General features: G+C 40.3%; 23 protein-coding genes. 22 read left to right on the top strand and 1 reads right to left on the bottom strand.

The annotated features are described in order from the left end of the window. Positions 1 to 73: 73 nt before the first annotated feature. Complete coding sequence (rpmB, locus tag M3166_RS09325) at positions 74 to 262, bottom strand: 50S ribosomal protein L28 (protein ID WP_251689417.1); 189 nt, start codon at positions 260 to 262, stop codon at positions 74 to 76. Positions 263 to 477: 215 nt separating this feature from the next. Between rpmB and M3166_RS09320 the strand changes: the two genes are divergently transcribed. The 22 genes from M3166_RS09320 to M3166_RS09215 all read left to right on the top strand — a co-directional run bounded on the left by M3166_RS09320 (position 478) and on the right by M3166_RS09215 (position 26240). Continuing rightward, positions 478 to 1356 (top strand): diacylglycerol/lipid kinase family protein, encoded by an 879-nt coding sequence (locus tag M3166_RS09320; protein ID WP_251689415.1) that lies wholly within the window; start codon positions 478 to 480, stop codon positions 1354 to 1356. A gap of 240 nt (positions 1357 to 1596) precedes the next feature. Next, positions 1597 to 1959, top strand: coding sequence for an Asp23/Gls24 family envelope stress response protein (locus M3166_RS09315; RefSeq protein ID WP_008403339.1), 363 nt, complete (start codon positions 1597 to 1599; stop codon positions 1957 to 1959). Positions 1960 to 1977: 18 nt separating this feature from the next. After that, entirely contained in the window at positions 1978 to 3624 is a 1647-nt protein-coding gene (locus M3166_RS09310) for a DAK2 domain-containing protein (RefSeq protein ID WP_251689414.1), read from the top strand. 290 nt (positions 3625 to 3914) lie between these two features. Continuing rightward, positions 3915 to 4577, top strand: coding sequence for an L-serine ammonia-lyase, iron-sulfur-dependent subunit beta (sdaAB, locus tag M3166_RS09305; protein WP_079525121.1), 663 nt, complete (start codon positions 3915 to 3917; stop codon positions 4575 to 4577). Positions 4578 to 4589: 12 nt separating this feature from the next. Continuing rightward, on the top strand, positions 4590 to 5510 hold the full coding sequence (gene sdaAA, locus M3166_RS09300; RefSeq protein ID WP_251689411.1) for an L-serine ammonia-lyase, iron-sulfur-dependent, subunit alpha: 921 nt from the start codon (positions 4590 to 4592) through the stop codon (positions 5508 to 5510). A gap of 166 nt (positions 5511 to 5676) precedes the next feature. Then, positions 5677 to 7716: an ATP-dependent DNA helicase RecG gene (gene recG, locus M3166_RS09295; protein ID WP_251689408.1), complete on the top strand. Its 2040-nt coding sequence runs from the start codon at positions 5677 to 5679 to the stop codon at positions 7714 to 7716. A 68-nt stretch (positions 7717 to 7784) separates the two neighbouring features. Next, the gene (locus tag M3166_RS09290) at positions 7785 to 8204 is read left to right on the top strand and encodes a VOC family protein (protein WP_251689405.1); all 420 of its coding nucleotides are present in this window, start codon (positions 7785 to 7787) and stop codon (positions 8202 to 8204) included. Positions 8205 to 8320: 116 nt separating this feature from the next. Then, entirely contained in the window at positions 8321 to 8893 is a 573-nt protein-coding gene (fapR, locus tag M3166_RS09285) for a transcription factor FapR (RefSeq protein WP_079525130.1), read from the top strand. Further along, positions 8890 to 9885 carry a phosphate acyltransferase PlsX gene (gene plsX / locus M3166_RS09280; RefSeq protein ID WP_251689403.1) on the top strand — a complete coding sequence of 332 codons (996 nt, stop codon included), beginning with the start codon at positions 8890 to 8892 and terminating at the stop codon, positions 9883 to 9885. The genes fapR and plsX overlap by 4 nt, the downstream gene beginning before the upstream one ends. A 25-nt stretch (positions 9886 to 9910) precedes the next feature. Continuing rightward, positions 9911 to 10864, top strand: a complete 954-nt coding sequence (gene fabD / locus M3166_RS09275; RefSeq protein ID WP_251689401.1) for an ACP S-malonyltransferase — start codon at positions 9911 to 9913, stop codon at positions 10862 to 10864. Beyond that, a complete protein-coding gene (fabG, locus tag M3166_RS09270; RefSeq protein WP_251689399.1) occupies positions 10855 to 11601 on the top strand; it encodes a 3-oxoacyl-[acyl-carrier-protein] reductase in 747 nt (248 codons plus the stop codon). Before fabD ends, fabG begins: the two co-directional genes overlap by 10 nt. 100 nt (positions 11602 to 11701) lie before the next feature. Next, positions 11702 to 11938 (top strand): acyl carrier protein, encoded by a 237-nt coding sequence (gene acpP, locus M3166_RS09265; protein ID WP_008403327.1) that lies wholly within the window; start codon positions 11702 to 11704, stop codon positions 11936 to 11938. Between the two features lie 204 nt (positions 11939 to 12142). After that, positions 12143 to 12904, top strand: coding sequence for a ribonuclease III (gene rnc, locus M3166_RS09260; RefSeq protein ID WP_251689397.1), 762 nt, complete (start codon positions 12143 to 12145; stop codon positions 12902 to 12904). Between the two features lies 1 nt (position 12905). Continuing rightward, positions 12906 to 16487, top strand: coding sequence for a chromosome segregation protein SMC (gene smc / locus M3166_RS09255; RefSeq protein ID WP_251689395.1), 3582 nt, complete (start codon positions 12906 to 12908; stop codon positions 16485 to 16487). Beyond that, positions 16484 to 17737: a signal recognition particle-docking protein FtsY gene (gene ftsY / locus M3166_RS09250; RefSeq protein WP_251689393.1), complete on the top strand. Its 1254-nt coding sequence runs from the start codon at positions 16484 to 16486 to the stop codon at positions 17735 to 17737. Before smc ends, ftsY begins: the two co-directional genes overlap by 4 nt. A gap of 199 nt (positions 17738 to 17936) precedes the next feature. Continuing rightward, positions 17937 to 18923 carry a LacI family DNA-binding transcriptional regulator gene (locus M3166_RS09245; RefSeq protein ID WP_251689391.1) on the top strand — a complete coding sequence of 329 codons (987 nt, stop codon included), beginning with the start codon at positions 17937 to 17939 and terminating at the stop codon, positions 18921 to 18923. Between the two features lie 190 nt (positions 18924 to 19113). Next, positions 19114 to 20094, top strand: a complete 981-nt coding sequence (locus M3166_RS09240; protein ID WP_251689389.1) for a TRAP transporter substrate-binding protein — start codon at positions 19114 to 19116, stop codon at positions 20092 to 20094. 21 nt (positions 20095 to 20115) lie between these two features. Further along, on the top strand, positions 20116 to 20631 hold the full coding sequence (locus M3166_RS09235) for a TRAP transporter small permease (RefSeq protein WP_251689388.1): 516 nt from the start codon (positions 20116 to 20118) through the stop codon (positions 20629 to 20631). After that, a complete protein-coding gene (locus M3166_RS09230) occupies positions 20631 to 21911 on the top strand; it encodes a TRAP transporter large permease (protein ID WP_251689387.1) in 1281 nt (426 codons plus the stop codon). Before M3166_RS09235 ends, M3166_RS09230 begins: the two co-directional genes overlap by 1 nt. Before the next feature lie 12 nt (positions 21912 to 21923). Further along, a complete protein-coding gene (gene uxaC, locus M3166_RS09225; protein ID WP_251689385.1) occupies positions 21924 to 23318 on the top strand; it encodes a glucuronate isomerase in 1395 nt (464 codons plus the stop codon). A gap of 16 nt (positions 23319 to 23334) precedes the next feature. Continuing rightward, complete coding sequence (locus M3166_RS09220) at positions 23335 to 24750, top strand: tagaturonate reductase (protein WP_251689383.1); 1416 nt, start codon at positions 23335 to 23337, stop codon at positions 24748 to 24750. Continuing rightward, positions 24747 to 26240 carry a UxaA family hydrolase gene (locus M3166_RS09215; RefSeq protein ID WP_251689380.1) on the top strand — a complete coding sequence of 498 codons (1494 nt, stop codon included), beginning with the start codon at positions 24747 to 24749 and terminating at the stop codon, positions 26238 to 26240. Before M3166_RS09220 ends, M3166_RS09215 begins: the two co-directional genes overlap by 4 nt. Positions 26241 to 26323 lie beyond the last annotated feature (83 nt).

Below are 26323 nucleotides of genomic sequence, written 5' to 3'. Positions count from 1 at the left end.
TTATGGGCTGTATTTTTTCTGGCTTTTTACGCAAAAAAATAGAGTACCAGCATTGCTGATACTCTATACGCGATTATACGCGCTCGATTTTACCTGATTTTAAAGCACGAGCAGAAACCCATACACGTTTTGGCTTACCGTCAACTAAGATACGAACTTTTTGAAGGTTAGCACCCCAACTACGTTTGTTAGCGTTCATAGCGTGTGAACGGTTGTTGCCTGTACGAGCTTTACGGCCAGTAATTACGCATTGTTTTGGCATTGTAAAATTCCTCCTTACAGCTGAATCTGAAATCTTTATTTCAGTTCGTTATTTCACATACCATAATAATTTAACATACAGAGTCAATGAGTGCAAGACATTTTGCATAACCTTTCAAGAAAAAAACCTTTACACCCCATTTTGCTTAATCAAGATTAAAAACTTTCTGGAAAAGGTAACGTACTATATAAACTAATTACTTGGGGGAATCAGTTATGAAAAAATGTATGGTTATCATCAATCCTTCTTCAGGAAAAGAAAATGCAAGTGAGTACGAAAAGAAAATTATTGGACAATTACATAATTATGAAGTTGTTGTGAATGAAACAGCAGGGGAAAAGGATGCAACCCGCTTCGCTAAAATGGCATGCGAAGAAAAATATGATGCGGTCATTTTAGTCGGCGGAGACGGTACATTAAATGAAGGAATCAATGGCATTGCAGAGCAGTCTCACCGCCCTGTTGTAGGAATCGTCCCATTGGGTACAGTCAACGATTTTGCCCGTGCATTGGATATCTCGCTTGATCCGGATGAAGCGATAGCGTTACTTGGCGGAAAAACAACAAAAGCTGATATCGGGAAAGTGAATGATCATTACTTCACGAATGTCATTGCGATTGGATTGTTGGCAGAAGCAGTCGGCGATGTGACGGTGGAACAAAAAACGTCACTTGGTTCGCTCGCTTATTTATTTGAAGGTGTGAAAGCGGCTATTCAAAATGACTCTTACGAAATGGAAGTTAAGGCAGATGGACAAACATATAAAGAAAATATGATGCTCTTCATCTGTGTATTGACCGATTCAGTCGGAAGCTTCCGCCGCCTGAATGAAGATGCCGACAAATCAGACGGTCTTTTGCACGGATTTATTATTAAAAGTACGAACACACTACAAGTGGTAGGCACAGCTAAAAACCTGCTGACAGGCAATTATGAGTATGACGACAATATTATTAAATTGAATGCGCATGAAATGTATATTAGCGCGAATGAAGCGCTTCCGCTGAATGTTGACGGTGATTTAATCAGCCAACTACCGGCGAAAATCTCCATTTTGCATAATCATATCGAATTTTTTTCGAAATATAGCTAAGTGATACGTTTCATAAATGGTTCTTTGTATAACAACCGGAAATTGTCGAATACTCTAATTAGATTGTGCTAAAAAATTATTATAGTATGATGTTGTTCCGTTTAAAAATATAGAGAAGCCTAATAAATAGAAAGTTTAAAAAACGACTTCAGGCTAGACGTAGATGAACGTTTTCTTTTATAATCGACTTTTGTGTAGTACAATATAAATTAGTCAAATAGAGCCAAGGGGGCATTCACTATGTCAGTAGAATTAAATAACGAATTCGGTCATATTGATATATCCAATGATGTTATTGCTCAAATTGCTGGTGGAGCAGCGATTGAATGCTATGGCATTGTAGGCATGGCATCAAAACATCAAATTCGTGATGGTTTAACAGATATTTTACGAAAAGAGAATTTTGCAAAAGGTGTGCTCATTCGCCAAGAAGGTGATGACTTACATATTGATATGTACATTATTGTAAGCTATGGTACGAAAATTTCTGAAATCGCTTATCAAGTACAATCCAAAGTAAAATATACAGTAAATAAAACATTAGGTATGAGCGTTAAATCAGTTAATATTTTTGTTCAAGGCGTTCGTGTTGCGAATGTGTAAGAGGAGGAAATGAATCGAATGAAGTCTTTAGACGGAATTAAATTTGCTGAAATGGTACAAATGGGTGCACATCACCTATACCAAAATGCAGCTTATGTAGATTCGCTAAATGTATTCCCTGTGCCGGATGGTGATACAGGGACAAATATGAATTTATCAATGACATCTGGTGCAGATGAAACAGAAGCCAATGTAAGTGCACATATCGGTAAAACAGCTCAGGCTTTATCAAAAGGCTTACTAATGGGCGCACGCGGAAATTCGGGCGTAATTTTATCGCAGTTATTCCGCGGGTTCGGTAAAGCGATTGAAAAAGAAGCTGAAATCGATGCGAAAAGCTTAGCGAATGCATTTCAGGCTGGTGTAGATACTGCCTATAAAGCCGTTATGAAACCAGTGGAAGGGACAATCCTAACGGTCGCTCGTGAAGCAGCAGCAAAAGGTGTGGAAGTTGCTGAAACAGAAGAAGATATGATTGTGCTGATGGAAGCATTCATCGAGGAAGCAAAACAATCATTAAACCGTACGCCGGATCTTTTACCTGTATTAAAAGAAGTGGGCGTTGTTGATAGCGGCGGCCAAGGATTGCTGTTCGTTTATGAAGGTTTCCTTGCTTCTATGAAAGGCGAGCCACTACCGGAAAAAAATGAATCTTCACTGGACGATTTAATTAATGCAGAACATCACCGTGTACAAGACTTCATGGACACATCTGACATTGAATTTGGATACTGTACAGAAATCATGGTGCGTTTAGAGGAAGATAAATCACCATTTGATGAAGAGCAGTTCCGCCAAGAATTGAATCCGATGGGCGATTCACTACTGGTAATCTCGGACGATGAAATTGCAAAAGTACATATACACTCGGAAACTCCAGGTGCCGTACTTGCAGCGGGTCAAAAATATGGTAGCTTAATTAAAATTAAAGTAGACAATATGCGTGAACAGCATTCTGCGATTGTCAACGATGCTCCACAAGCACCTGCGAAACAGCAAAAAACAAAAGTGCCATATGCGATTGTAACGATTGCAATGGGTGAAGGTGTATCCAATCTTCTACGCTCGATCGGTGCTTCTTATGTAATTGAAGGCGGACAGACGATGAACCCTTCTACAGAAGATATCGTAAAGGCTGTAAAAGAAATTGGGGCAGAGCGTGTACTAATTTTACCGAACAACAAAAATATCATTATGGCGGCAGAGCAAGCAGCTGAACTTCTGGATATTGAAGCAGCGGTTGTACCGACAAAAACGATCCCTCAAGGAATGGCAGCTGTTTTAGCATTCAATCCTGCTGAGTCGGTTGAAACGAATAAGGCAAACATGACACAAGGCTTTGCACATGTGAAGACAGGTCAAGTAACTTTTGCAGTACGTGATACATCGATCGACGGTGTTGAAATTCGCAAAGATGATTATATGGCATTAGCTGAAGGTAAAATTATTTTATCCACTCCTGAAATGATGGACGCAGCGAAAAAAGTGCTTGAAGGATTAATGGATGAAGATTCAGAAATCATCACAATCATTTATGGTGAAGATGCGACAGCAGAACAAGCCGATGAATTACAAAACTTTATCGAAGAAAATTATCCGGATGCTGAAGTGGAAATAGTTGAAGGTAAGCAATCCCTGTATCCGTTCATTTTATCCGTAGAATAAAATCAATAGTGAAAGCAGTGTGTACACTCATGTATGCACTGCTTTCATTATGTTTAAGCAGAGTGACATGGGTTTTTAATCGGTATCGGTAGTGTTTCCTATATTGGATTAGTTAAGGGGGAATAATTCTAGCATATTTCCTTACTGCTTACATGCCAGCGTAAACTTATGGAGGATAATCCTCAATTTGGTTATTATTCTGTTTTTACAACAAGAAGTTTGTTAATTGCAGAGAAAATGAGTACACTAGGAGTAAATGAAAGTATGAAAGAATATGGGGGGATAACTTTATGAAATTTACATCGGTTTTTGATATTATTGGACCTGTTATGATTGGTCCGTCCTCTTCACATACAGCAGGGGCAGCACGAATTGGACGTGTTGCACGCGACTTGTTTGGACGTCAGCCGAAATGGGCGAAAATTTATTTATACGGTTCTTTTGCCGAAACATACCGCGGCCATGGTACAGATGTGGCGATTGTCGGTGGATTACTAGATTATGATACGGATGATGAACGGATTAAAACTTCTTTTGCGGAAGCAGAAAAGGCAGGTCTACAGTTTGAGTTTATTCCGGAAACAGCTAATAAAGAGCATCCGAATACTGCGCGGATTTTAATGGGTGATGACGAATCAGAAATGAGCGTTGAAGGCATTTCGATCGGCGGAGGTAAAATTGAAATTAGTGAAGTGAATGGATTTAAGCTGCGTCTGACAGGCGGGATGCCGGCAATTTTAGTTGTGCATGATGACCGTGCAGGCTGTATTGCAAACGTGGCGAACTGTCTAGCCATGCATGATGTTAATATTGGACATATGGAAGTATCGCGTATTGAACGTGGTTTAACCGCTTTAATGGTAATAGAAGTCGATCAAAACATTGATCAGCGTCTATTAGAGCAAATTTCATACATTCCACATATTACGAAAGTATCGAAAATTAATAACTAAGGAGTGACAAATATGGATGTTTTATTCCGCAGTGTTCGTGAGTTAGTGGAGTTAGCCGAAAGAGAAGGAAAGCTTATTTCTGAATTGATGATCGAGCAGGAAATGTTAATTACAGGTCGCTCGCGTGAAGAAATCTTTACACAGATGGACCGCAACTTAACGATTATGGAAGAAGCAGTAGAGCGCGGCCTAAAAGGTGTACAGTCCGTAACAGGTTTAACAGGTGGCGATGCTGTACTCATTCAAAATTATATTAAAAAAGGTAATACATTAGCCGGAGACCTTTTACTTGATGCTGTCAGCAAAGCTGTTGCAACAAATGAAGTGAACGCGGCAATGGGTACAATTTGTGCGACTCCAACTGCAGGTTCAGCGGGAGTAGTTCCGGGGACATTATTTGCAGTTCAGAATAAATTAAATCCGACACGTGAACAAATGATTCGTTATTTATTCACATCGGGAGCGTTTGGATTTATCGTTGCGAACAATGCATCAATTTCAGGTGCGGAAGGCGGCTGTCAGGCGGAAGTCGGCAGTGCATCGGCAATGGCGGCAGCAGCGATTGTAGAAATGGCTGGCGGAACAGCGCAGCAAAGTTCGGAAGCATTTGCAATCACGCTGAAAAATATGCTCGGATTAGTATGTGATCCGGTTGCAGGCTTGGTGGAAGTACCTTGTGTGAAACGTAATGCAATGGGTGCATCCAACTCATTAGTCGCAGCGGATATGGCATTAGCAGGAGTGACAAGCCGCATTCCATGTGATGAGGTTATCGGCGCAATGTACCGAATCGGTCAGGCGATGAGCCCGAACTTGAAAGAAACGGCGCGGGGCGGTTTAGCTGCAACACCAACAGGCAAAGCCATTACCCATGCAATCTTTGAAGGCGGAGACCTGAAAAGCCTACTAAAATCACGTGTAGGCAGTAACTAACTATCAGTTCAGAAACTGATGAAATTGAATATAGAAATCTTAAAGTACTAAATAACTAAAAAAAGAACACAAATTTTTGTGTTCTTTTTTTAGTTTGTGAGGGAACATATGCACCCATTTTATGATATTGTTAAATTATAAAAAATTCGTAAAGGAAGTGTCGACAATGATTCATGAGCCAGTTTCACAATTAAAGGGAATCGGAAAAGAAACAGCCGAAAATTTAATGAAAATTGGCATCGAGACAATCCATGACTTGATTTGGACATTTCCATACCGCCATGAAGATTTTCGATTAAAAGATTTAACTGAAACACCGCATAATGAGCGTGTGACGATTGAAGCACGTGTCGAAAGTGAACCGACCGTATTATTTTTAGGGAAAAATAAATCCCGACTACAATTTACGGCTCTTGCAGGAAGACATTTAATTAAAGTTGTGTTTTTCAATCAAAATTATTTGCGGCAAAAAATTTCAACTGGCGGCATAATTACGGTTACCGGAAAATGGGATCGCGGACGTCAAGTTATTGTCGGATCGTCCGTGACATTCGGGCCGAAGACAGAACAAGTTGATTTTGAGCCTGTTTATAGTTTGAAAGGGAATATTCAGCAAAAGCGCTTCCGTAAATATATGCGCCAGGCGTTGGATACCGTAATGGAACAACTGCCTGAAACATTGCCGAATTATCTGCGAGAGAGCTATCAGTTAGTTAACATTCAAGATGCGCTTGAAGGGGTACACTTTCCGCAAAGTGCAGACCATGCAAAACAGGCGCGACGCCGCTTCGTATACGAAGAATTACTGCAGTTCCAGCTGCGTATTCAAGCATTGAGAAAAGCGAATAAGGAAAATGAAAAAGGGATTTCCGTTCGCTTTGATCTGGAAAAATTAAAGGAATTTATTTCGACTCTGCCGTATGAGTTAACAGGTGCACAAAAGCGGGTTGTCAATGAAATTTGCAAAGATTTATTGCTGCCGCAACGTATGAACCGCCTACTTCAAGGGGATGTTGGTTCAGGGAAGACGGTCGTGGCGGCAATCGGCCTATATGCAGCTGTAACGGCTGGGTATCAGGGGGCTTTAATGGCACCGACTGAAATTTTAGCAGAACAGCATGCGGAAAACTTGCATATGTGGTTTGATCCGATCGGCGTCAGGATAGCTCTATTATCGGGCTCCACAAAAACAAAGGCGCGCCGTGAATTATTGGCGCAGCTGGCAGCAGGAGAAATCGATATTCTCATTGGGACACATGCACTCATTCAGCCGGATGTTGAATTCAAGAAGCTGGGATTTGTCATTACAGATGAACAGCATCGTTTTGGTGTAGAACAACGTCGAGTACTGCGTGAAAAAGGTGAAAATCCGGATGTGCTATTCATGACCGCAACACCTATTCCGCGTACATTAGCCATTACAGCTTTTGGCGAGATGGATGTCTCGATTATTGATGAATTGCCTGCAGGGCGGAAAGAGATTGAAACACATTGGCTGAAGAAAGAACAGCTGAACAGTGTATTGATGCGCATGACGCAAGAACTTGAAGCAGGCCGCCAAGCGTATGTCATTGCTCCGTTAATCGAAGAGTCCGATAAACTGGATGTGCAAAATGCAGTGGAAGCCTACGAACAATTGAAGGCGTATTTCGGCACCCGTTTTGAAATCGGCCTTATGCATGGTCGACTGCATTCGGACGAAAAAGATGCGGTCATGCGAGCATTTAGTGATGGGGAAATTCATGTGCTTGTATCGACAACTGTTGTCGAAGTTGGGGTAAACGTTCCAAACGCAACATTCATGACAATTTATGATGCCGAGCGTTTTGGTTTAGCACAGCTTCACCAGCTGCGAGGTCGTGTCGGCCGTGGAGAATATCAATCCTATTGTGTACTGATTGCCGATCCGAAAACAGATGAAGGAAAAGAACGTATGATGAGTATGACCGAGACGAATGACGGTTTCCGCCTGGCCGAAAAAGATTTGGAGCTGCGCGGATCAGGCGATTTCTTCGGGAAACGACAAAGCGGATTGCCGGAATTTAAATTGGCCGACCTTGTCCATGATTACCGGGCACTTGAAACGGCAAGACAGGATGCCGAGAAAATGCTTTATGATGAAGCATTTTGGCAAGATCCGGAATATGAATTTTTACGAGAAGATTTAACGGCTTCTGGCGTTCTGCAAGGAGAACGAATTGATTAAACGATTAGAACCTGTAATTGGTGGAAAACTATTTAGGCTACTTAAAAATGCTGAAAAGAGGTTATAAGATGGGAAACCTGTATCCGTATTTCGTGTTAAATGGACAAGCAAAAGAGGCAGTGGTGTTATATGCAGAACTGTTTAATGCCAAAAGTGTAACGATTTCAACTTTTGGAGAATTACCGCCAAATCCTGAGCGCCCTATTCCACCAGAAGCAAAAGATTTGGTAATGAATGCTCAAATTGAACTGCAGGAAGGTCAAATGATGTTTTCCGATACGTATCCGGGCTCTCCGCAAGTGACGGTAGGGGACAATATCAGCATTGCCTATACGTCAAAAGACGAGCAGGAAATCCGATATATTTTCGATGGTTTAAGAGAAGGCGGAAAGGTCGTAATGGAGTTACAGGAGACCTTTTGGAGCAAGTGCTATGGGCAAGTAACAGATAAGTTTGGTGTGCTGTGGCAGCTAAGCCTTGAAGCATAAGATTTTAGGAACGCGACAAAAAGTTGTTGCGTTCTTTTTTTTATACATGTATATTGATATTAGTACCAAGTGCTAATACTAATCTTTTAGAAAATTAAAGGTAGGTAACAAATACGATGAAGCGTTCCAAAAAAGAGCGACAGTCGTTATTGACTGAACAGATCGCAGACAATCCTTTCGTGACAGATGAACAATTAGCAGCTGAATTTAATGTGAGCGTTCAAACAATTCGATTGGATCGCATGGAACTCGCTATTCCGGAATTGCGTGAACGTATTAAAGATGTTGCTGCTAAAAAATATGATGAAGTAAAATCATTGCCACTTGATGAAGTCATCGGTGAAATTATTGATATAGAGCTGGATAATCGGGCAATTTCAATATTTGATGTTGGAGAAGAGCATGTATTTCAGCGCAACGGCATAGCGCGCGGTCACCATTTATTTGCACAGGCTAATTCTTTGGCGGTAGCAGTAATTGATGATGAGCTTGCCCTTACTGTAAAATCAAATGTAGCTTTCGTGAAACCGGTTCGAGCAGGAAACCGCGTCGTAACGAAGGCAGTTGTAAAAGGGAAAAACCCTGATAAAAACCGTACATTTATCGAAGTGACTTCTTCTGTTGATAATGAAATAGTTTTCAAGGGAGAGTTTGAAATGTATCGGATGAAAGGTGAAGAAACAACATGAAAATAGCAGTAGATGGTATGGGTGGAGATAACGCACCACAGGCAATCGTGGAAGGTGTCTTCATGGCCCTTGAAGATTTTCCGAAATTAACAATTGATTTATATGGCGATGAACAAAAAATGGCACCGTATTTAAAAAATCACGATCGCCTAACGGTTGTTCATTGTAGTGAAGTTGTAGAGGCAGAGGATGACCCGGCACGCGCAGTACGCCGCAAAAAGGATTCTTCAATGGCTCGTATGCTGGATGCGGTTGCTGAAGGAAAGGCGGACGCTTGTTTATCTGCAGGAAATACTGGTGCTTTAATGGCAGGCGGACTTTTCAAAGTAGGGCGTATTGATGGGGTAGCGCGTCCTGCATTGGCAACGACATTACCGACGATGAATGGTGATGGCTTCCTTATGCTTGATTTAGGGGCAAATGCAGATGCAAAACCTGAAAACTTATTACAGTACGCAATTATGGGTGATATCTATGTGAAGCAGGTACGCGGTCAAAAAGCACCTCGTATTGGTTTATTAAATATCGGAACTGAAGATAAAAAAGGTAATGAATTAACGAAAGCGGCATTCACTTTACTGAAAGAAGCGGATTTTAACTTTGAAGGCAATGTAGAAGCACGCGAATTACTGAATGGGGTCGCTGATGTTGTCGTAACGGATGGGTTTACAGGCAATATGGTGCTGAAAACAATTGAAGGTACAGCAGGTACGGTTTTCAAAATGTTGAAGGATGCATTATTTGCCACGACAAAAACGAAAATTGCTGCAGCATTAGTAAAAAATGATTTAAAACAGTTAAAAGATAAAATGGATTATACAGAATATGGTGGAGCGGCTTTATTTGGTCTGAAGGCACCTGTTATTAAAGCGCATGGTTCGTCGAATGCACGTGCGATTTACAGTGCAATTCGCCAAGCGACAATTATGGTAGAGCATAAAGTATGCGAAACAATTGCCAAAAAAATTGAGCAATTGCCAAAACCAGAATAAGCTTTTTCACAAAGGGGATTATCAAATGACAAAAATTGCTTTTATTTTTCCAGGACAAGGTTCACAAACTGTAGGGATGGGTGCGGAGTTTGTTGCGAATGATGAAGTAAGCAAACAGTATTATGAACGAGCAAACGAAGTGTTGAACCTTCCATTGTCGGACTATATGTTAAACGGTCCACAAGAAACATTAACACTGACATATCATGCTCAGCCAGCTTTGTTGACATCAGGGGTGATGATCGCAAATAAGCTGATTGAAGCTGGTATTGCGCCGCAATATACTGCGGGACATTCATTAGGAGAATACAGTGCATTTGTCATTTCAGGAGTAATTGATTTTGAGGATGCAGTTCAAACGGTTCATAGACGGGGGTTATTTATGGACGAGGCAGTACCTGCAGGTCAAGGAGCAATGGCAGCTATATTGGCGTTAGACGGAGAAAAACTAGACGCCATTTGCCAACAAGTATCCGCTGAAGGAGAAGTCGTTCAAGTAGCGAACTTTAACTGTCCGGGCCAGATTGTGATTTCAGGGACGAAACAAGGTGTTGACGAAGCATGTAAAAGAGCGAAGGAAGCAGGAGCAAAACGAGCTTTACCTTTAGTCGTAAGCGGTCCCTTCCATAGTTCATTAATGCAGAAAGCGGCACATAATTTAAGAAATACAGTAGCAAATTTACCATTACAGGAACCACAAATTCCGGTAGTGAGCAATGTGACTTCAGAGCTTTTAACAACGGTTGAAGCAATTAAAGAAGAAATGGTTGCCCAAGTAACAAGCTCTGTACAATGGCAGCAAAACATTGAAAAGCTTATTGCTGAAGGGGTAACGGTCTTTATTGAATGCGGACCTGGAAAAGTATTATCAGGCTTAGTGAAAAAAATCGACCGCAATGTACAAACATACTGTGTATATGATGAGACGAGTTTGACACAAGTTGTTGAGGCATCAAAGGAGTGGAAACAATGGGTTTAACAGGGAAATGTGCTGTCGTAACAGGGGCATCTCGTGGCATTGGTCGCGCGATCGCATTACAATTGGCAAGTGAAGGTGCAAAAGTCGTTGTCAATTATAGCGGGAGCGAGCAAAAGGCACAGGAAGTTGTAGAAGAAATTAAAGCAAATGGCGGCGAAGCAATTGCTGTACAGGCAAATGTGGCAGATGCAGATTCTGTACAGAATTTGATGAAATCAGCGCTTGATACGTACGGTTCAATTGATATTTTAGTGAACAATGCGGGCATCACGCGCGATAACCTATTAATGCGTATGAAAGATGACGAATGGGATGATGTCATCAATACGAATTTAAAAGGTGTTTTCCTTTGTACAAAAGCTGTTACGCGTCAAATGATGAAACAGCGTGCAGGACGAATTATTAATATTTCTTCAATCGTAGGGGTTGCCGGAAATGCCGGACAGGCAAACTACGTAGCGGCAAAAGCGGGTGTGATCGGTCTGACGAAAACAACTGCGCAGGAACTTGCATCACGTAATATTTTAGTCAATGCCATTGCACCAGGCTTTATTACAACGGAAATGACAGAAGGCTTACCGGAAGATTTAAAAGAAGGTATGCTTAAACAGATTCCATTGGCAAAACTAGGTCAACCGGAAGATATCGCAAAAGCTGTCGTATTTTTCGCATCAGACAGTTCCAACTACATTACAGGCCAAACGCTCCAAATAGACGGCGGCATGGTAATGGCTTAATATTATTGAAATATAAGCAATTAAGTTGATGATACTTGGGGGTCAAGTATACCAGGAACGGAAATCAACAGGTTAGATTCATTGAGGGGAGGTGACTGATTTGTCTACAGTATTTGAGCGTGTTTCAAAAGTAGTCGTTGACCGTTTAGGCGTTGACGAAAGCGAAGTGAAATTAGAAGCATCATTCCGTGAGGATTTAGGTGCAGATTCATTAGATGTTGTTGAGTTAGTAATGGAACTTGAAGATGAGTTCGATATGGAAATTTCTGATGAAGATGCAGAAAAAATTGCAACAGTTGGTAATGCAATTTCATACATCGAAAGCAAAATTAGCTAATTCATTTATAAAACACAGGGCTGTACGAAGTCACAACGACTTTTGTACAGCCTTTTTCGCGTCTGAAAATTGCGTTAAATAGCAGTTTCTAGTTGACTGAACAAATAAAACGAAATTTGATAGGAATTTGACTGATACCCTTTGCACAATGCTATAGAACAAGGTAAACTAAACGATAGAAACTAGAAGGAAGGCAGAAAGTACATGACCTATAGAAAAAAAGGGAACAACCAGAAACCCGGTGTACTCCCTGAAAAAGTAAAAGAGCAATTCCAAGTTTTAGAAAACGAAATGAACATTCATTTCCAGAATAAAGATTTATTATATCAAGCATTTACCCATTCATCTTATGTGAATGAGCATCGCCGCAAATTATTTACGGACAACGAGCGATTAGAATTTTTAGGGGACGCTGTATTAGAGTTATCTGTATCAAAATATTTATTTGAAAAATTTCCGAATATGAGCGAAGGGGAACTTACGAAATTACGTGCATCAATCGTTTGTGAGCCATCACTAGTTGTTTTTGCGAATGAACTAAACTTCGGACAATTCGTTTTATTAGGTAAAGGTGAAGAATTAACAGGTGGTCGCGAACGTCCGGCATTACTTGCTGACGTATTTGAATCATTTGTCGGAGCCCTTTATTTAGATCAAGGTCTAGAAGTAGTTGTCGCATTTTTAGAACGTGTCGTATTCCCTAAAGTTGAAGTCGGTGCTTTTTCGCATGTGATGGATTTTAAAAGTCAATTACAAGAAATTATTCAACAAACAAATAACGGCCTTTTACATTATGAAATTGTTGATGAAAAAGGTCCAGCACATAATCGAACATTCGTTTCACGTGTATTGTTAAACAGCCAGGAGTTAGGTATTGGCCGTGGAAAATCAAAGAAAGAGGCTGAGCAGCAAGCAGCACAAAGTGCCATGCTGATGCTTAAGCAGTCAAAGCAAGAGGAGGAATAACATGTTCCTTAAAAGACTCGAAGTAGTAGGCTTTAAATCATTTGCCGAACGTATCGGGATTGATTTTGTACCTGGTGTTACAGCAGTTGTAGGACCAAATGGTAGTGGGAAAAGTAATGTAACAGATGCAATCCGGTGGGTATTAGGAGAGCAGTCTGCCAAAAGTCTGCGTGGAGCCAAAATGGAAGACGTTATTTTTGCAGGAAGTGAATCAAGAAGAGCACTGAACTTTGCTGAAGTTACACTCGTTTTAGATAATTCAGATGAACTAGTAGCAATACCTTATACAGAGGTAAGTGTGACGAGACGTGTTTATCGTTCAGGCGAAAGTGAATATTTACTGAATAACCAGCAATGTCGTCTGAAGGATATTACAGACTTGTTTATGGATTCGGGGCTTGGGAAAGAAGCCTTTTCCATTATTTCGCAAGGGCGAGTTGATGAAATTTTAAACAGCCGTCCAGATGACCGCCGCAGTATTTTTGAAGAGGCTGCAGGTGTTTTAAAATATAAGCAGCGCAAGAAAAAAGCAGAGCATAAGCTTGTAGAAACAGATGAAAATCTAAATCGGGTTCTCGATATTTTGCATGAAATCGACCAGCGTCTGGAGCCATTGAAAATTCAGGCGTCCAGCGCGAAAGATTATGTGCGAATGACCGAAGAGCTGAAAGATTTTGATATAGCATTAATGGTTCATGATATCCGTGCAAACGGGAAAGTATTGCAAGGCTATACTGAAGAACAGCGGAAATTAACAGCAACCGAAAAAGAACATGCAACTGAAATTGCGACAGTTGAACAACAATTGCGCAAAATGCGTACGGAGTTAAAAGCGATTGACGAAGTGCTGGACAGTTCTCAAGAACAGCTTGTCGAGGCGAGCGCGGAAGTAGAGCGATGGGAAGGCCGTAAAGCGTTATTTAACGAAAAGCGTTCAAATGCAGAAAAACAAATTCAACAATTACGTGAAAGCTTAACGGAAGCAGCCAATACGGTAAAAGATCTGCAAGAAGCTGAACGGGAAAAACGCGGTCAGTTTACAGAAAAGCAAAAAATCGTTACCGAAATTCGTTCGACGCTAAAGCAGGTCGAGCAAGCTTTAACACGCTCTGCTTCGGAAATCGAACAAGAAATTGAAAATGCGAAAAATACGTACATTAACTTGCTTAACGAAGAAGCGACCGTTAAAAATGAATTAAAGCATATCGATCAACAACTTTCGCAGGAACAGGCAACTGTTGAGCGAATGACGGGTCGTTCATCTGAAATTCAAAAAGAACTGACTGAAGCACTCATTGCAAAAGAAGTGACAGAACGTGCACTTGAACAGGCGGAACTGTCTGTGAAAGAGCAACTTAATCATTTTGATGTCATGCAGCTTCAGTTAAAATCAGCGACTGCCGATTTAGATGAAAAGCAAGCATTATTGTATAAGGCTTATCAGCATCATCAGCAATTAAAAGCGCGTAAAGAGACATTGGCTGAACTTGAGGCTGATTTCTCAGGCTTCTTCCATGGTGTTAAGGAAGTCCTTTTAGCGCGAGATCGTAAAGAACTGCAAGGAATCGAAGGTGCGGTAGCCGAGCTGATTCAAGTCGAGGCGAAATACTCGCAGGCTATTGAAACTGCATTAGGTGCAGCTTCACAGCATATTGTGACTGAAAATGAACAACATGCCCAAAAAGCAATTGGCTGGTTGAAGCAAAAACGTGCAGGCCGTGCAACATTTTTACCGAAAACAGTAATGCGTTCACGGAAAATTCATGCACAGCAATTAAGTGATATTCAATCACATCCAGCATATGTTGCAATGGCATATGAACTAGTAAATTATGCACAGGAAAATACGACAATTATTGAAAACCTTTTAGGTAATGTATTAGTAGCATCTTCTTTGGAAGGTGCGAGCCAAATTGCCCGTTTATGCGGATTTAAGTACCGCGTTGTTACCCTTGAAGGGGACATCGTGAATGCTGGTGGTTCTTTAACTGGTGGTGCCGTAAAGCAGCAAAGTTCATTGTTCTCGCGTAAAGCGGAACTCGACAAACTCGTATCGACATTGGGAGAAATGGAATCAACAATCCATTCTGCCGAGCAAACGGTAGCGACGAAGAAAGAACAGATTGCAACATTACGACACTCATTGGAAGAGATGAAGCTGCAAGGTGAATCAATGCGTGAGCAAGAGCAAATTCATCGTTCGAAGCTTATGGAACTCGATATGATCGTGAAGAACTTACAGACAACAGTAACGATTACACAGTCGGAGCAAACTTCATTATCGACACGTAAAGAGTCATTAAACGAACAGCAGTCAGCTGCACAATCACGATTGACTGAATTAAGTAAAGAATTACAGGAAATCCAGCAAACGGTTGATGAACTGACAATCGCTAAGGCACAGAGTGAAACGCAAAAAGATGTGTTGCGTGAACAGTTAGCCCAACAACGATCTGAGCTTGCAGTTGCCCAAGAGCAATTGACACAAGTACAAGCATCGATTGCAGGAATTGAACTGAATTTGTCTAAAGCACAGGCAAATGTCGAAAAAATTTCCCGGGAAATCGACTGGGTAGAATCTGAAGATGGCTTAAATGGGCCATCCGCAGAAGAATTGGCCCAAACAATTGTCGAATGGACGGAGAAAAAAGACGTACTGACAGAAATTATTCAAAAGAACCGTACACTGCGTTCTACTTTGCATGAGCAAGTTACGGAAAATGAAATTCACCTGCAGGAAATACAGCGAGTACATAAAAGCTATGTTGATGCATTGCGTGCACTCGAGCTGAAATGCAGCCGAATTGAATTTGAAATGAATAGTCTGCAAGAGCAATTACTCGAGCAATATGAATTAGATGTATTATCTGCTCAAGAAGAAGCAATCAGCATTGAAGACGAAGAACATGTTCGACGGAAAGTGAAGCTGTTGAAGCAATCGATCGAAGAACTTGGTCCAGTCAATTTAACTTCGATTGAGGAATATGAACGTGTTCAGGAACGCTATACATTTTTAAGTGAACAACGAGAAGATTTAGTTGCTGCAAAAGATACGCTGCACAAAGCAATCGGCGAGATGGATGAAGAAATGACAGAACGCTTCAGTGAAACATTTAAGCAGATCCGTAAGCAATTTGTCATTTCGTTCAGAGAGCTGTTTGGCGGCGGTACGGCGGACCTGGTGCTGTTGGATCCTAATAATATGTTAGAAACGGGCATTGAAATTATTGCCCAACCACCAGGGAAAAAACTGCAAAGCTTAAGTCTGCTTTCTGGCGGAGAACGTGCATTAACGGCTATTGCTTTATTGTTTGCGATTTTAAATACACGACCTGTACCATTCTGTATATTGGATGAGGTTGAAGCAGCATTGGATGAATCGAATGTTGTGCGTTATAGTGAATATTTACGTAAATTTAGTGAGCATACTCAATTCATCGTCATTACACACCGTAAAGGCACGATGGAAGGGGCAGATGTTCTGTATGGTATTACAATGCAAGAGTCGGGTGTATCGAAACTTGTATCGGTAAAACTGGAAGAACATGCTGAATTAGTAGCGCAAGGGAGTGGCGGAAAATGAGTTTTTTTAAGCGACTGAAAGAAAAACTGGCAGGTAGCAGTGAACAGCAAGAACAACAAGAACAACAAGAACAACAGGTGGATTTGTTACCGCTTGACGAACAAGTGCAGGAAGAAAATCAACTAATCGAAACGGTAGAGGAAGAAATTCCTGAAACTGAACAAGCTGTTGAAAAAGAGCAGGAAGAAACAGTTGAGCAGCCGCCAATTGAAGAAGTTCAACCTGTTGAAGAAGAGATTTCTAATCAATCGGAAACAGATGTTGAGGAGCAACCTCAAAAGCAGTCTGCGTGGTCGATTACCCAGAAGTTTAAAGCGGGATTGGAAAAAACACGTAACTCTTTCACTTCTAAAGTAAACGATTTAGTTGCACGTTATCGTAAAGTGGATGAAGATTTCTTTGAAGAGCTAGAAGATGTCCTGCTGCAAGCGGATGTCGGCTTTGAAACAGTGATGGAATTAATGGATAAATTACGTTTTGAAGTACAGCGTCAAAACATTAAAGATACAAACGGAATTCAGGCGATCATTTCCGAAAAGCTTGTTGAAATTTATGAATCTGGTGAAGAAAATTTAACAGAATTAAATATTCAGCAGAGCGGAGATTTAACGGTTATTTTATTTGTTGGTGTTAATGGTGTCGGAAAGACTACGACAATCGGTAAATTGGCCCACCGTTTAAAATCTGAAGGGAAATCTGTGATGTTGGCAGCGGGAGACACATTCCGTGCCGGTGCCATTGAGCAGCTGCAAGTATGGGGCGACCGTGTCGGTGTAGAAGTTATTGCACAATCAGAAGGTTCCGACCCTGCAGCAGTAATGTATGATGCTATTCGTGCAGCTAAAAACCGCGGTGTCGATATTTTAATTTGTGATACAGCCGGCCGTCTGCAAAACAAAGTCAACTTAATGAACGAACTTGAAAAAGTGCATCGTGTAATTTCTCGTGAAATTCCGAATGCACCACATGAAGTACTTCTTGCATTGGATGCGACAACAGGCCAAAATGCGCTTGTTCAGGCTCAAATGTTCAAAGAGGCAACAAATGTAACAGGTATTGTTTTAACAAAACTGGATGGTACGGCAAAAGGCGGTATCGTATTGGCTATTCGCAATAAACTGCACATCCCTGTGAAATTTGTAGGACTTGGTGAAAAAATGGACGATCTGCAACCATTCGATGCAGAACGTTATGTATATGGTTTATTTGCCGAAGGACTGGAAAAAGAACTGGAAAAAGCAGAAGAGTAACGATTACTTTCGCTTTAAAATTATATTAAGAAAGCAATTCGTATAATTTTTACGAATTGCTTTTTTAATGGAAAAATGATTCAATCGACTGATTTTTCTTTTAATTCTGAATTGAGGGGTTGCTTTTCAAATTATATTTTGACATGATAAACTTTACCAAAACGTTTTAGTAAACATTTATTAACAAAAGGAGATAAAAATGAAAAAAGTAACAATAGCCGACGTTGCTAAGGAAGCAAATGTTTCGGTCAGTACCGTTTCACAATTTATGAATCAGCGCTACGAGTATATGAGTGTTGAAACACGGGCAAAAATCCAGTTAGCCGTTGAAAAACTGCACTACCGGCCAAATATTTTAGCACGAAGCCTGAAAAACAAAGGGACACAAACAATTGGGATTATTGTCGCTAATATTATGTACACGTTTACTACACATATCGTCCATCATTTAGAGCGTCATTTTCAGCAGCACGGCTTTCAGGTCATTGTGTGCAACGCAAATGATAACCCGAAATTGGAGCGTGAACATATTGATTTGCTGCTCGCAAAGCAAGTAGAAGGATTTATTCTTTTTCCTACAGGCAATAACAAAGACTTGTACGACTATTTGTATAACAGTAATATACCGGTTGTCTTTTTAGATCGTATGATTGCCGACGTGAAAATACCAAGTGTTCTACTGAATAATGAAAAAGCAATCGAGCTCGCAGTTGGGGAACTGATGAATAAGGGCTATGAAAATTTAGCAATTGTGGCAGGCTCGATTGAACAAAATATTACGCCTCGTCTTGAAAGGTTGGAAGGTTTCCGCCAAGCGATGAAAAAGAGGGGGGTAGCATACGGAGAACATCAAGTAATCGCCACTTCAACGGAAAACTTGCCGGAAAAATTCAATCAGTTGCTTACAGAAGTCAACCTGGATGGAATCATAGCCGGAAATGACCGTATGCTGCTCGCAATTTTACATTACTTAAAAGAACATGCTCCAGATCTTTTGGGGAAGATCGGTATTGCTGTAATTGATGAAATGCCATTAGCTAAATTTATGTCTACAAAATTGACAACGATTGAACAGCCAACAGAAGAAATGGCGAAACAAGCGGTTCATTTGTTCCTGCAAATCAAAAAAAGCGGCTACACAGAAGAATTATTATCCTCATACCGGTTTGATCCGATTTTAGTATAGGATTCATAACGATTGAGGAACTGTATTAAGAACAGGTCCTCTTATATTATACAAAATACTTTTTAAGAATAATATTCTAAAAATTAAGAATTATCCTTGCAAATGTATTGAAGATAATTTATTATTTTTTAATAAAACGTTTTACTAAAACGTTTTAGCTAAATGTAACCGCATACAAGGGGGAGAAATGATGAAAACAAAAGGGGTTTTAATGCTATTACTTGCATTAACAATATTTTTAACTGCTTGTAATTCTTCTGAAGAAGCTCGAACAATCATTTTAGCCGAGAACCAGGTAGATGATTATCCTACTTCCGTCGGCGATTATGAATTTGCGAGATTGATAGAAGAAAAAACAGATGGACGTTACAAAGTGGAAGTTTACACAGGAGGTCAGCTTGGTGACGAAAAGAGTGCCATTGAATTAATGCAGGTAGGGGCGATTGAACTGGCACGGATTAATGGCAGTCCTTTAATGGAATTTTCGGACTCATTAGGTGTTTTATCGTTACCATACTTATTTTCGGATGATGAGCATAAGTGGGAAGTATTGAATGGTGAAATCGGCGAGACATTATTAAATGGATTAAGCGAATCGAATTTACAAGGGTTGGCTTTTTACGATTCAGGCAACCGCCACTTCTATAATGCGGTTCGCGAAATAAAATCACCGGAAGATTTAGAAGGACTAAAAATAAGAGTACAGCAATCAAGTTTAAATATTGACATGGTTGAGGCATTAGGAGCTTCTGCCACAGCAATGTCTTATGGTGAGGTATATTCGGCAATTCAAACAGGGGTAATTGATGGTGCTGAAAACAACTTCCCAAGTTATTACACGACAAATCATTTTGAAGTGGCTAAATACATAACGATGGACGGACATTCTGGTGTACCGGAAGTTTTGACAGCTTCGAAAGCTTTCTGGGATACGTTATCCGAAGAAGATAAGGAAATCTTTAAGGAAGCAGCATTGGAATCACAAGTCGTGCAACGAGAAGCGTGGGCAGCACTGGAAGAAAAGTCTTTACTTGAAGCGCGAAATGCCGGTAATACAGTTACTGTCATCGATGATGTGACACCTTGGCAAGAAGCAGTTGAACCAATCTACGCAAAATACGGGCAACAGTTTAAAGAAAATTTAGAGAAGATTCAATCATTGGTTAAGTAAAATAAAGGGGAGGGCTATCGAGTGGCTACTATAAAAAAGGCAAAAAGTATTTTAGACCGCAGCCTAGATTATATTTTAGGAACGATGGTTATTGCGATGACACTGATCATCATCTATCAAATATTTACACGTAACTTTTTAGACTTCACACCGAGATGGACGGAAGAATTGGCATTGCTTTTATTAATTTGGATTGCCTTTATTGGAATTGCAATCGGATTTAGAGACAACTTACATATTGGGGTAGGGGTATTTGTAGGTTTGATGCCAAAGGGCATTCAAAAGAAAATCGATCTCATCACTAAAGTATTGGTAGTTGCAATGAGTATCATTTTTATCTATTACGGCTTCCGTTTTACATTTTTAATGCATGGCTCATTAATGGCCGGTACAAGATTGCCGCAAAGTATTTTATACAGTGCGATTCCTGTCAGTGGTATTTTAACATTCATTTACGGGATTGAAATGTTCTTTAAAGATGCGATTCATGAAGATTTTGATGACGATGCCAAAGAAGCGATGGAGGCGGCTAAATAATGGGGATTGCAATATTACTTGCAGTATTTGTAGTGTTATTACTTTTACGTGTACCGGTTGCACTATGTCTGGCGGTTTCGTCTTTTGTCACTACGATTTATTTAGGGATTGATTTAGCGGCAATTGTACAGCGAATGGTAAGCGGATTGAACAGTTTTTCGCTTATAGCGATTCCATTTTTCATTTTAGCCGGGGAAATTATGAATGAAGGCGGTATTTCACGCCGTTTAATTAATTTAGCAAATGTTATTGTCGGTAAAGTGCGCGGGGGCTTGGCGATGGTAAACGTTTTGTCATCAACGTTTTTTGGCGGTATTTCCGGTTCTGCTGTAGCGGACGTATCATCAATTGGTTCTGTATTAATCCCAATGATGAAAAAGCAAAAATATGATGCGGAATATTCTGTTGCCGTTACAATTTCAAGTGCTGCACAAGGCGTTTTAATTCCACCAAGTCATAATATGATTATTTATTCTACTGCTGCCGGTGGTGTATCGGTTGGTGCATTGTTTATGGGGGGAATCGTTCCGGGTATTGCATTAGGCTTAATTTTAATGATTTTTGCATATGCGATTGCAGTAAAGCGTAATTATCCAAAAGGTGAACCGATTAAGCGTGAAGAGGTACCTAAAATTGTACGCGAAGGTTTATTAGGATTGTTTACAGCGGTTATTATTATCGGGGGTATTTTATCCGGTATTTTCACAGCGACAGAATCTGCGGCAATCGGTGCATTATATGCGTTTATTATTTCATTTTTCGTTTATAAAGATGTGCCGATTTCGGCGATGGGGAACATTCTGAAACGTACTGTCAAAACATTGTCGATGGTACTGTTTTTAATTGCAGCTTCTTCAGCATTCGGCTGGCTGCTTGCATTTTTAAAAGTACCTGCAATGGTTACAGAAACGTTATTGGCTGTTTCACCGAACGATTTTGTTACATTATTAATTATTAATGTCATTTTATTAGTATTAGGTATGTTTATGGACATGGCACCGTTAATTTTAATTGCGACACCAATTTTATTGCCGGTAGCAATCGAAGCAGGTATGGATCCGGTTCAATTCGGTGTTGTATTAATTCTGAACTTAGCGATTGGTCTTGTAACACCGCCGGTTGGTACGTGTCTGTTTGTCGGATGTGCCATCGGTAAAATACCGATCGAAAAAGCAACAAAGGGAATGCTTCCATTTTATGGCGCAATGATTGTTATACTACTATTAATAACGTTTGTTCCAGATATTACGTTAAAACTTCCGGAACTACTATTAAAGTAAGGGGACTAGAATATGACAAAAACATTTTTAGGTGATTCGTTTTTATTGAATAATAAAGTAGCTGAGAAGTTGTATTTCGATTATGCAAAAGATTTACCGATTATTGATTACCACTGTCATTTAAGTCCTCAGGAAATTTATGAGGATAAGCAATTCAAAAATATAACAGAGGCTTGGCTGTACGGTGACCATTATAAATGGCGTGCGATGCGGGCAAATGGGGTTCCGGAGCATCTAGTAACGGGTGATGCGGCTGATTATGAGCGTTTTGAAGCATGGGCAAAAACCGTTCCGTATACAATTGGAAACCCTTTATATCAGTGGACACATCTAGAGCTTCGCCGATTCTTTAATGAAGAAACTCTATTAAATGAAAAAACAGCACGCGCTATTTGGGATAATGTAAATGAACAACTACCTCAAAAAACAGCACGTCAGTTAATTATAGACTCAAAAGTAGAAGTAATCTGCACAACAGATGATCCGATTGATTCACTTGAATATCATATCGCGCTTCAAAAAGATGAGCAGTTTAACGTGAAAGTACTGCCAAGTTTCAGACCGGATAAAGCATTGGAAATCAATAAGCCGACATTTGCGGACTGGATTGGATCATTATCGGAAGTAGTCGGTGAAACAATTGAGTCTTATGAACAATTGAAAGAAGCTCTTGCAAAACGTATTCAATTTTTTGATGAAGTCGGCGGTAAAGTATCAGACCATGCATTGGATACGATTTATTATGCAGAAGCGACAGAACAAGAAGTGAGTGCTATTTTTGAAAAGGGGCTTGCGGGTGGACAAGTATCGCTGGAAGATGAAGCGAAATATAAAACAGCATTGCTTATCTTTTTAGGAAAGCAATACGCTTTATATAATTGGGCGATGCAATATCATATTTCCGCACACCGCAACAACAATACACGTCAGTTTAATGAATTAGGGCCGGATACAGGCTATGACAGCATTAATGACGGTCCAATCGCAGTACCGCTGACACGTTTACTGGATGCACTTGCACTTGAAGATGCATTACCGAAAACGATTATTTATTCATTAAATCCGAAAGACTATTACGTTATTGCCAGTATAATCGGAAGCTTCCAGGAAAAAGTGCCGGGGAAAATTCAATTCGGTACAGCTTGGTGGTTTAATGATCAAAAAGAAGGAATGCTTGATCAGATGAAAGCACTTGCGAGCATCGGGGTATTCAGCCGCTTTATCGGTATGCTGACGGATTCACGCAGTTTCCTGTCTTATACGCGCCACGAATATTTTAGACGCTTAGTATGTGATCTTATTGGCGGATGGGTTGAAAATGGAGAATTCCCTGAAGATTATGAGCTTCTTGGAAAGGTAGTACAGGATATTTGCTATTACAATGCAAAAAATTACTTTAACTTTTAAATGGGGTGGATGAAGCATGCAACAGTTATCAAACGAAGTGTATACTCGAAAAACAGCTGTCGTAGAGCGTATTGTCCAATTTGGCACGGGGAATTTTCTCCGTGCTTTTGTTGATTGGCTTGTACATGAAGCGAATTTACAGCAGCAACAGGATTTAGGAATTGTTATTGTCCAGTCAACATCAGGAAGTACGTCAGAAATAATCAATGCGCAAGACGGCCTATACACACTTGTTACGCAAGGGATTCAAAATGGTAAGCGAGTCAACTATGAACAAGTGATTGAAAGTGTAACACGGAGCATATCACTGCAAAAGCAATACGAAGAATATATGAAGCTCGCGGTTTCAGAAGACCTCCAATATGTTGTATCCAATACTACCGAAGCGGGGATTGTTTATGAAGAGCTTCCATTTGATAAACAGCCATCAACAAATTTTGTAGCGAATGTGACTCATTTTTTATGGAAACGCTATGAAACATTCGGCGGAGACCCGTCAAAAGGGCTGATTTTCCTGCCGTGTGAATTAATTGAACAGAACGGTACCGCTTTAAAAAATGGGATTGTAAGCTATGCAAATGCATGGAACCTAGGGCAGAGCTTCATCGATTGGGTAACAAATGCCAATACGTTTTGCAACACACTTGTTGACCGTATCGTACCGGGATTCCCGAAAAGCCAACATGAAGAATTATCGATGAAGCTTGGGTATGTTGACAAATTACTTGTCTCGGCAGAACCGTATTATATTTGGGTAATAGAAAATGAGGAAGCGCTTCATTCTTTTCCGTTAGTTAATAATAAATTTGAAGTAAAGCTTGTAGAAGAATTGAGTTATTACCGGGAGCGCAAAGTGAAAATGCTCAATGGTGCACACTCCGCATTAACACCGCTTGCTATTTTGATGAATATAGATACAGTCGGGCAAGTGATGGAACACCCTGGATTAAGACCGTTTGTTCAACGCTTACTTGCCCAGGAAGTGATACCTACCATTAATGGTGACAAAGAACAGTTAATCATATATCAACAAGCGGTTTTAGAGCGCTTTGAAAATCCTTTTATTGCACATTACGTAAAAAGTATTGCACTCAATGCAATCGCCAAGTTTAAAACTAGAAATATCCCATCGTTACTGGCGTATTATAAGCAATATGAAACACTTCCGAAACATTTAACAACATCATTGGCTGCCTGGATTTACCTATATCAGACACCGGCAGTATTTTCGCCGCAAGATGCTCCGGAAGCGATTGAGCAAATTACGGCAAACTCATTAGAGGCTGTATTGCGTAATGAAAATCTTTGGGGAATAGATTTAACCACGATTCCACAACTTGAACAATTTGTCGGGCAGGCAATTGCGGCATTTAAAGAACAACAAACAGCACAGTTTATTGCGGAATTGGAAGAGGAGGTAATGGGATTATGAAAGAAACGATTGTAATTCATCCATCTGATAATGTTGCGGTCGCTTTACGTGCGTTTGAAGCGGGAGAGCCATTTTCCATCGGTCAAGAGCAGATTAATTTGGCACAGGAAGTTACTAGAGGCCATAAAATTGCCACACGTAACATTGAAAAAGGGGAACATATTATAAAATATGGCTATCCGATTGGACATGCTACTGAAGATATTGCAAAAGGAACTGTTGTCCACACGCATAATGTGAAAACAAATTTGCAGGACATCATTAACTATAATTACGACAAGAAAGATATTACATTAAACTACCCGCAGCGTAATTTAACATTTAAAGGGTACCGACGCAGCAATGGTGAAGTCGGTATACGGAATGAGCTGTGGATTATTCCTTCAGTCGGATGTGTGAATGGTATTGCGGATATGATTATTCGGGAGTTTGAGCAACGCGTAGGAAGTATTGCGCCTTTTGAATCGACACTCGTATTAAAGCATAATTTTGGCTGTTCGCAATTAGGCGACGACCATGAAAATACACGTACTATTTTACTGGATGCAATTAATCATCCGAATGCTGCAGCGGTGCTTGTATTAGGACTTGGTTGCGAGAATAATACAATTGAAGAGATGAAGCAGGAACTAGGTGATTACGATACTTCCCGTGTGAAATTTGTCGTGTCTCAGCAAGTTGATGATGAAGTTGAAGCAAGTGTAGAAGCACTCGTGGAACTTCATGAAGCAGTCCGCAATGACCGCCGAGAAGATATTCCGATTAGTGAATTGCGTATCGGACTAAAATGTGGCGGTTCAGACGGCTTATCGGGTATCACGGCGAATCCGCTTCTAGGCCGTTTCTCCGACTTTTTAGTAACACAGGGCGGCACAACGGTGCTGACGGAAGTTCCGGAAATGTTCGGAGCGGAAACGATTTTAATGAACCGTGCACAAGATGAAGAAACATTTGAAAAGATTGTTTCGCTTATTAATGACTTTAAGCAATACTTCATCGACTACAATCAGCCGATTTATGAAAATCCTTCACCAGGAAATAAAGCAGGCGGGATTACAACGCTGGAAGACAAGTCGTTAGGTTGTACGCAAAAAGCGGGCAGTGCTGAGATTGTAGACGTTTTGAAATACGGCGAACGTTTAAAAAAACGCGGGTTGAATTTATTGAGTGCACCTGGGAATGATCTTGTAGCATGTACAGCACTTGCATCAGCTGGCTGTCAATTAGTACTGTTTACTACAGGTCGTGGTACGCCATTCGGCTCATTTGTACCTACGATGAAAATTTCAACAAACAGTGCTATTTATGCGCAAAAAAAGCATTGGATTGATTTTAACGCAGGGCAAATATTAGAAGATGACATTGATGAAGATGCGGTACTGGAAGAATTTATTCAATACATTATTGCTGTTGCAAGTGGTGAGCCATTAAATCATGAACGAATGAATTTTAAAGAAATGGCTATTTTTAAAACAGGTGTAACGCTGTAAAAGTATCTTCGCTTTATAGTAATCTTCCTATTATATAAGAAATGGCGATGCTTCCTTTTTCTTGAGGGAGTGTCGTCATTTTT

This window comes from Solibacillus isronensis, assembly GCF_023715405.1.
Classification (GTDB): domain Bacteria; phylum Bacillota; class Bacilli; order Bacillales_A; family Planococcaceae; genus Solibacillus; species Solibacillus isronensis_B.
Note: the sequence above shows the minus strand (reverse complement) of the source record. Positions and strands in the feature narration are given on the sequence as shown.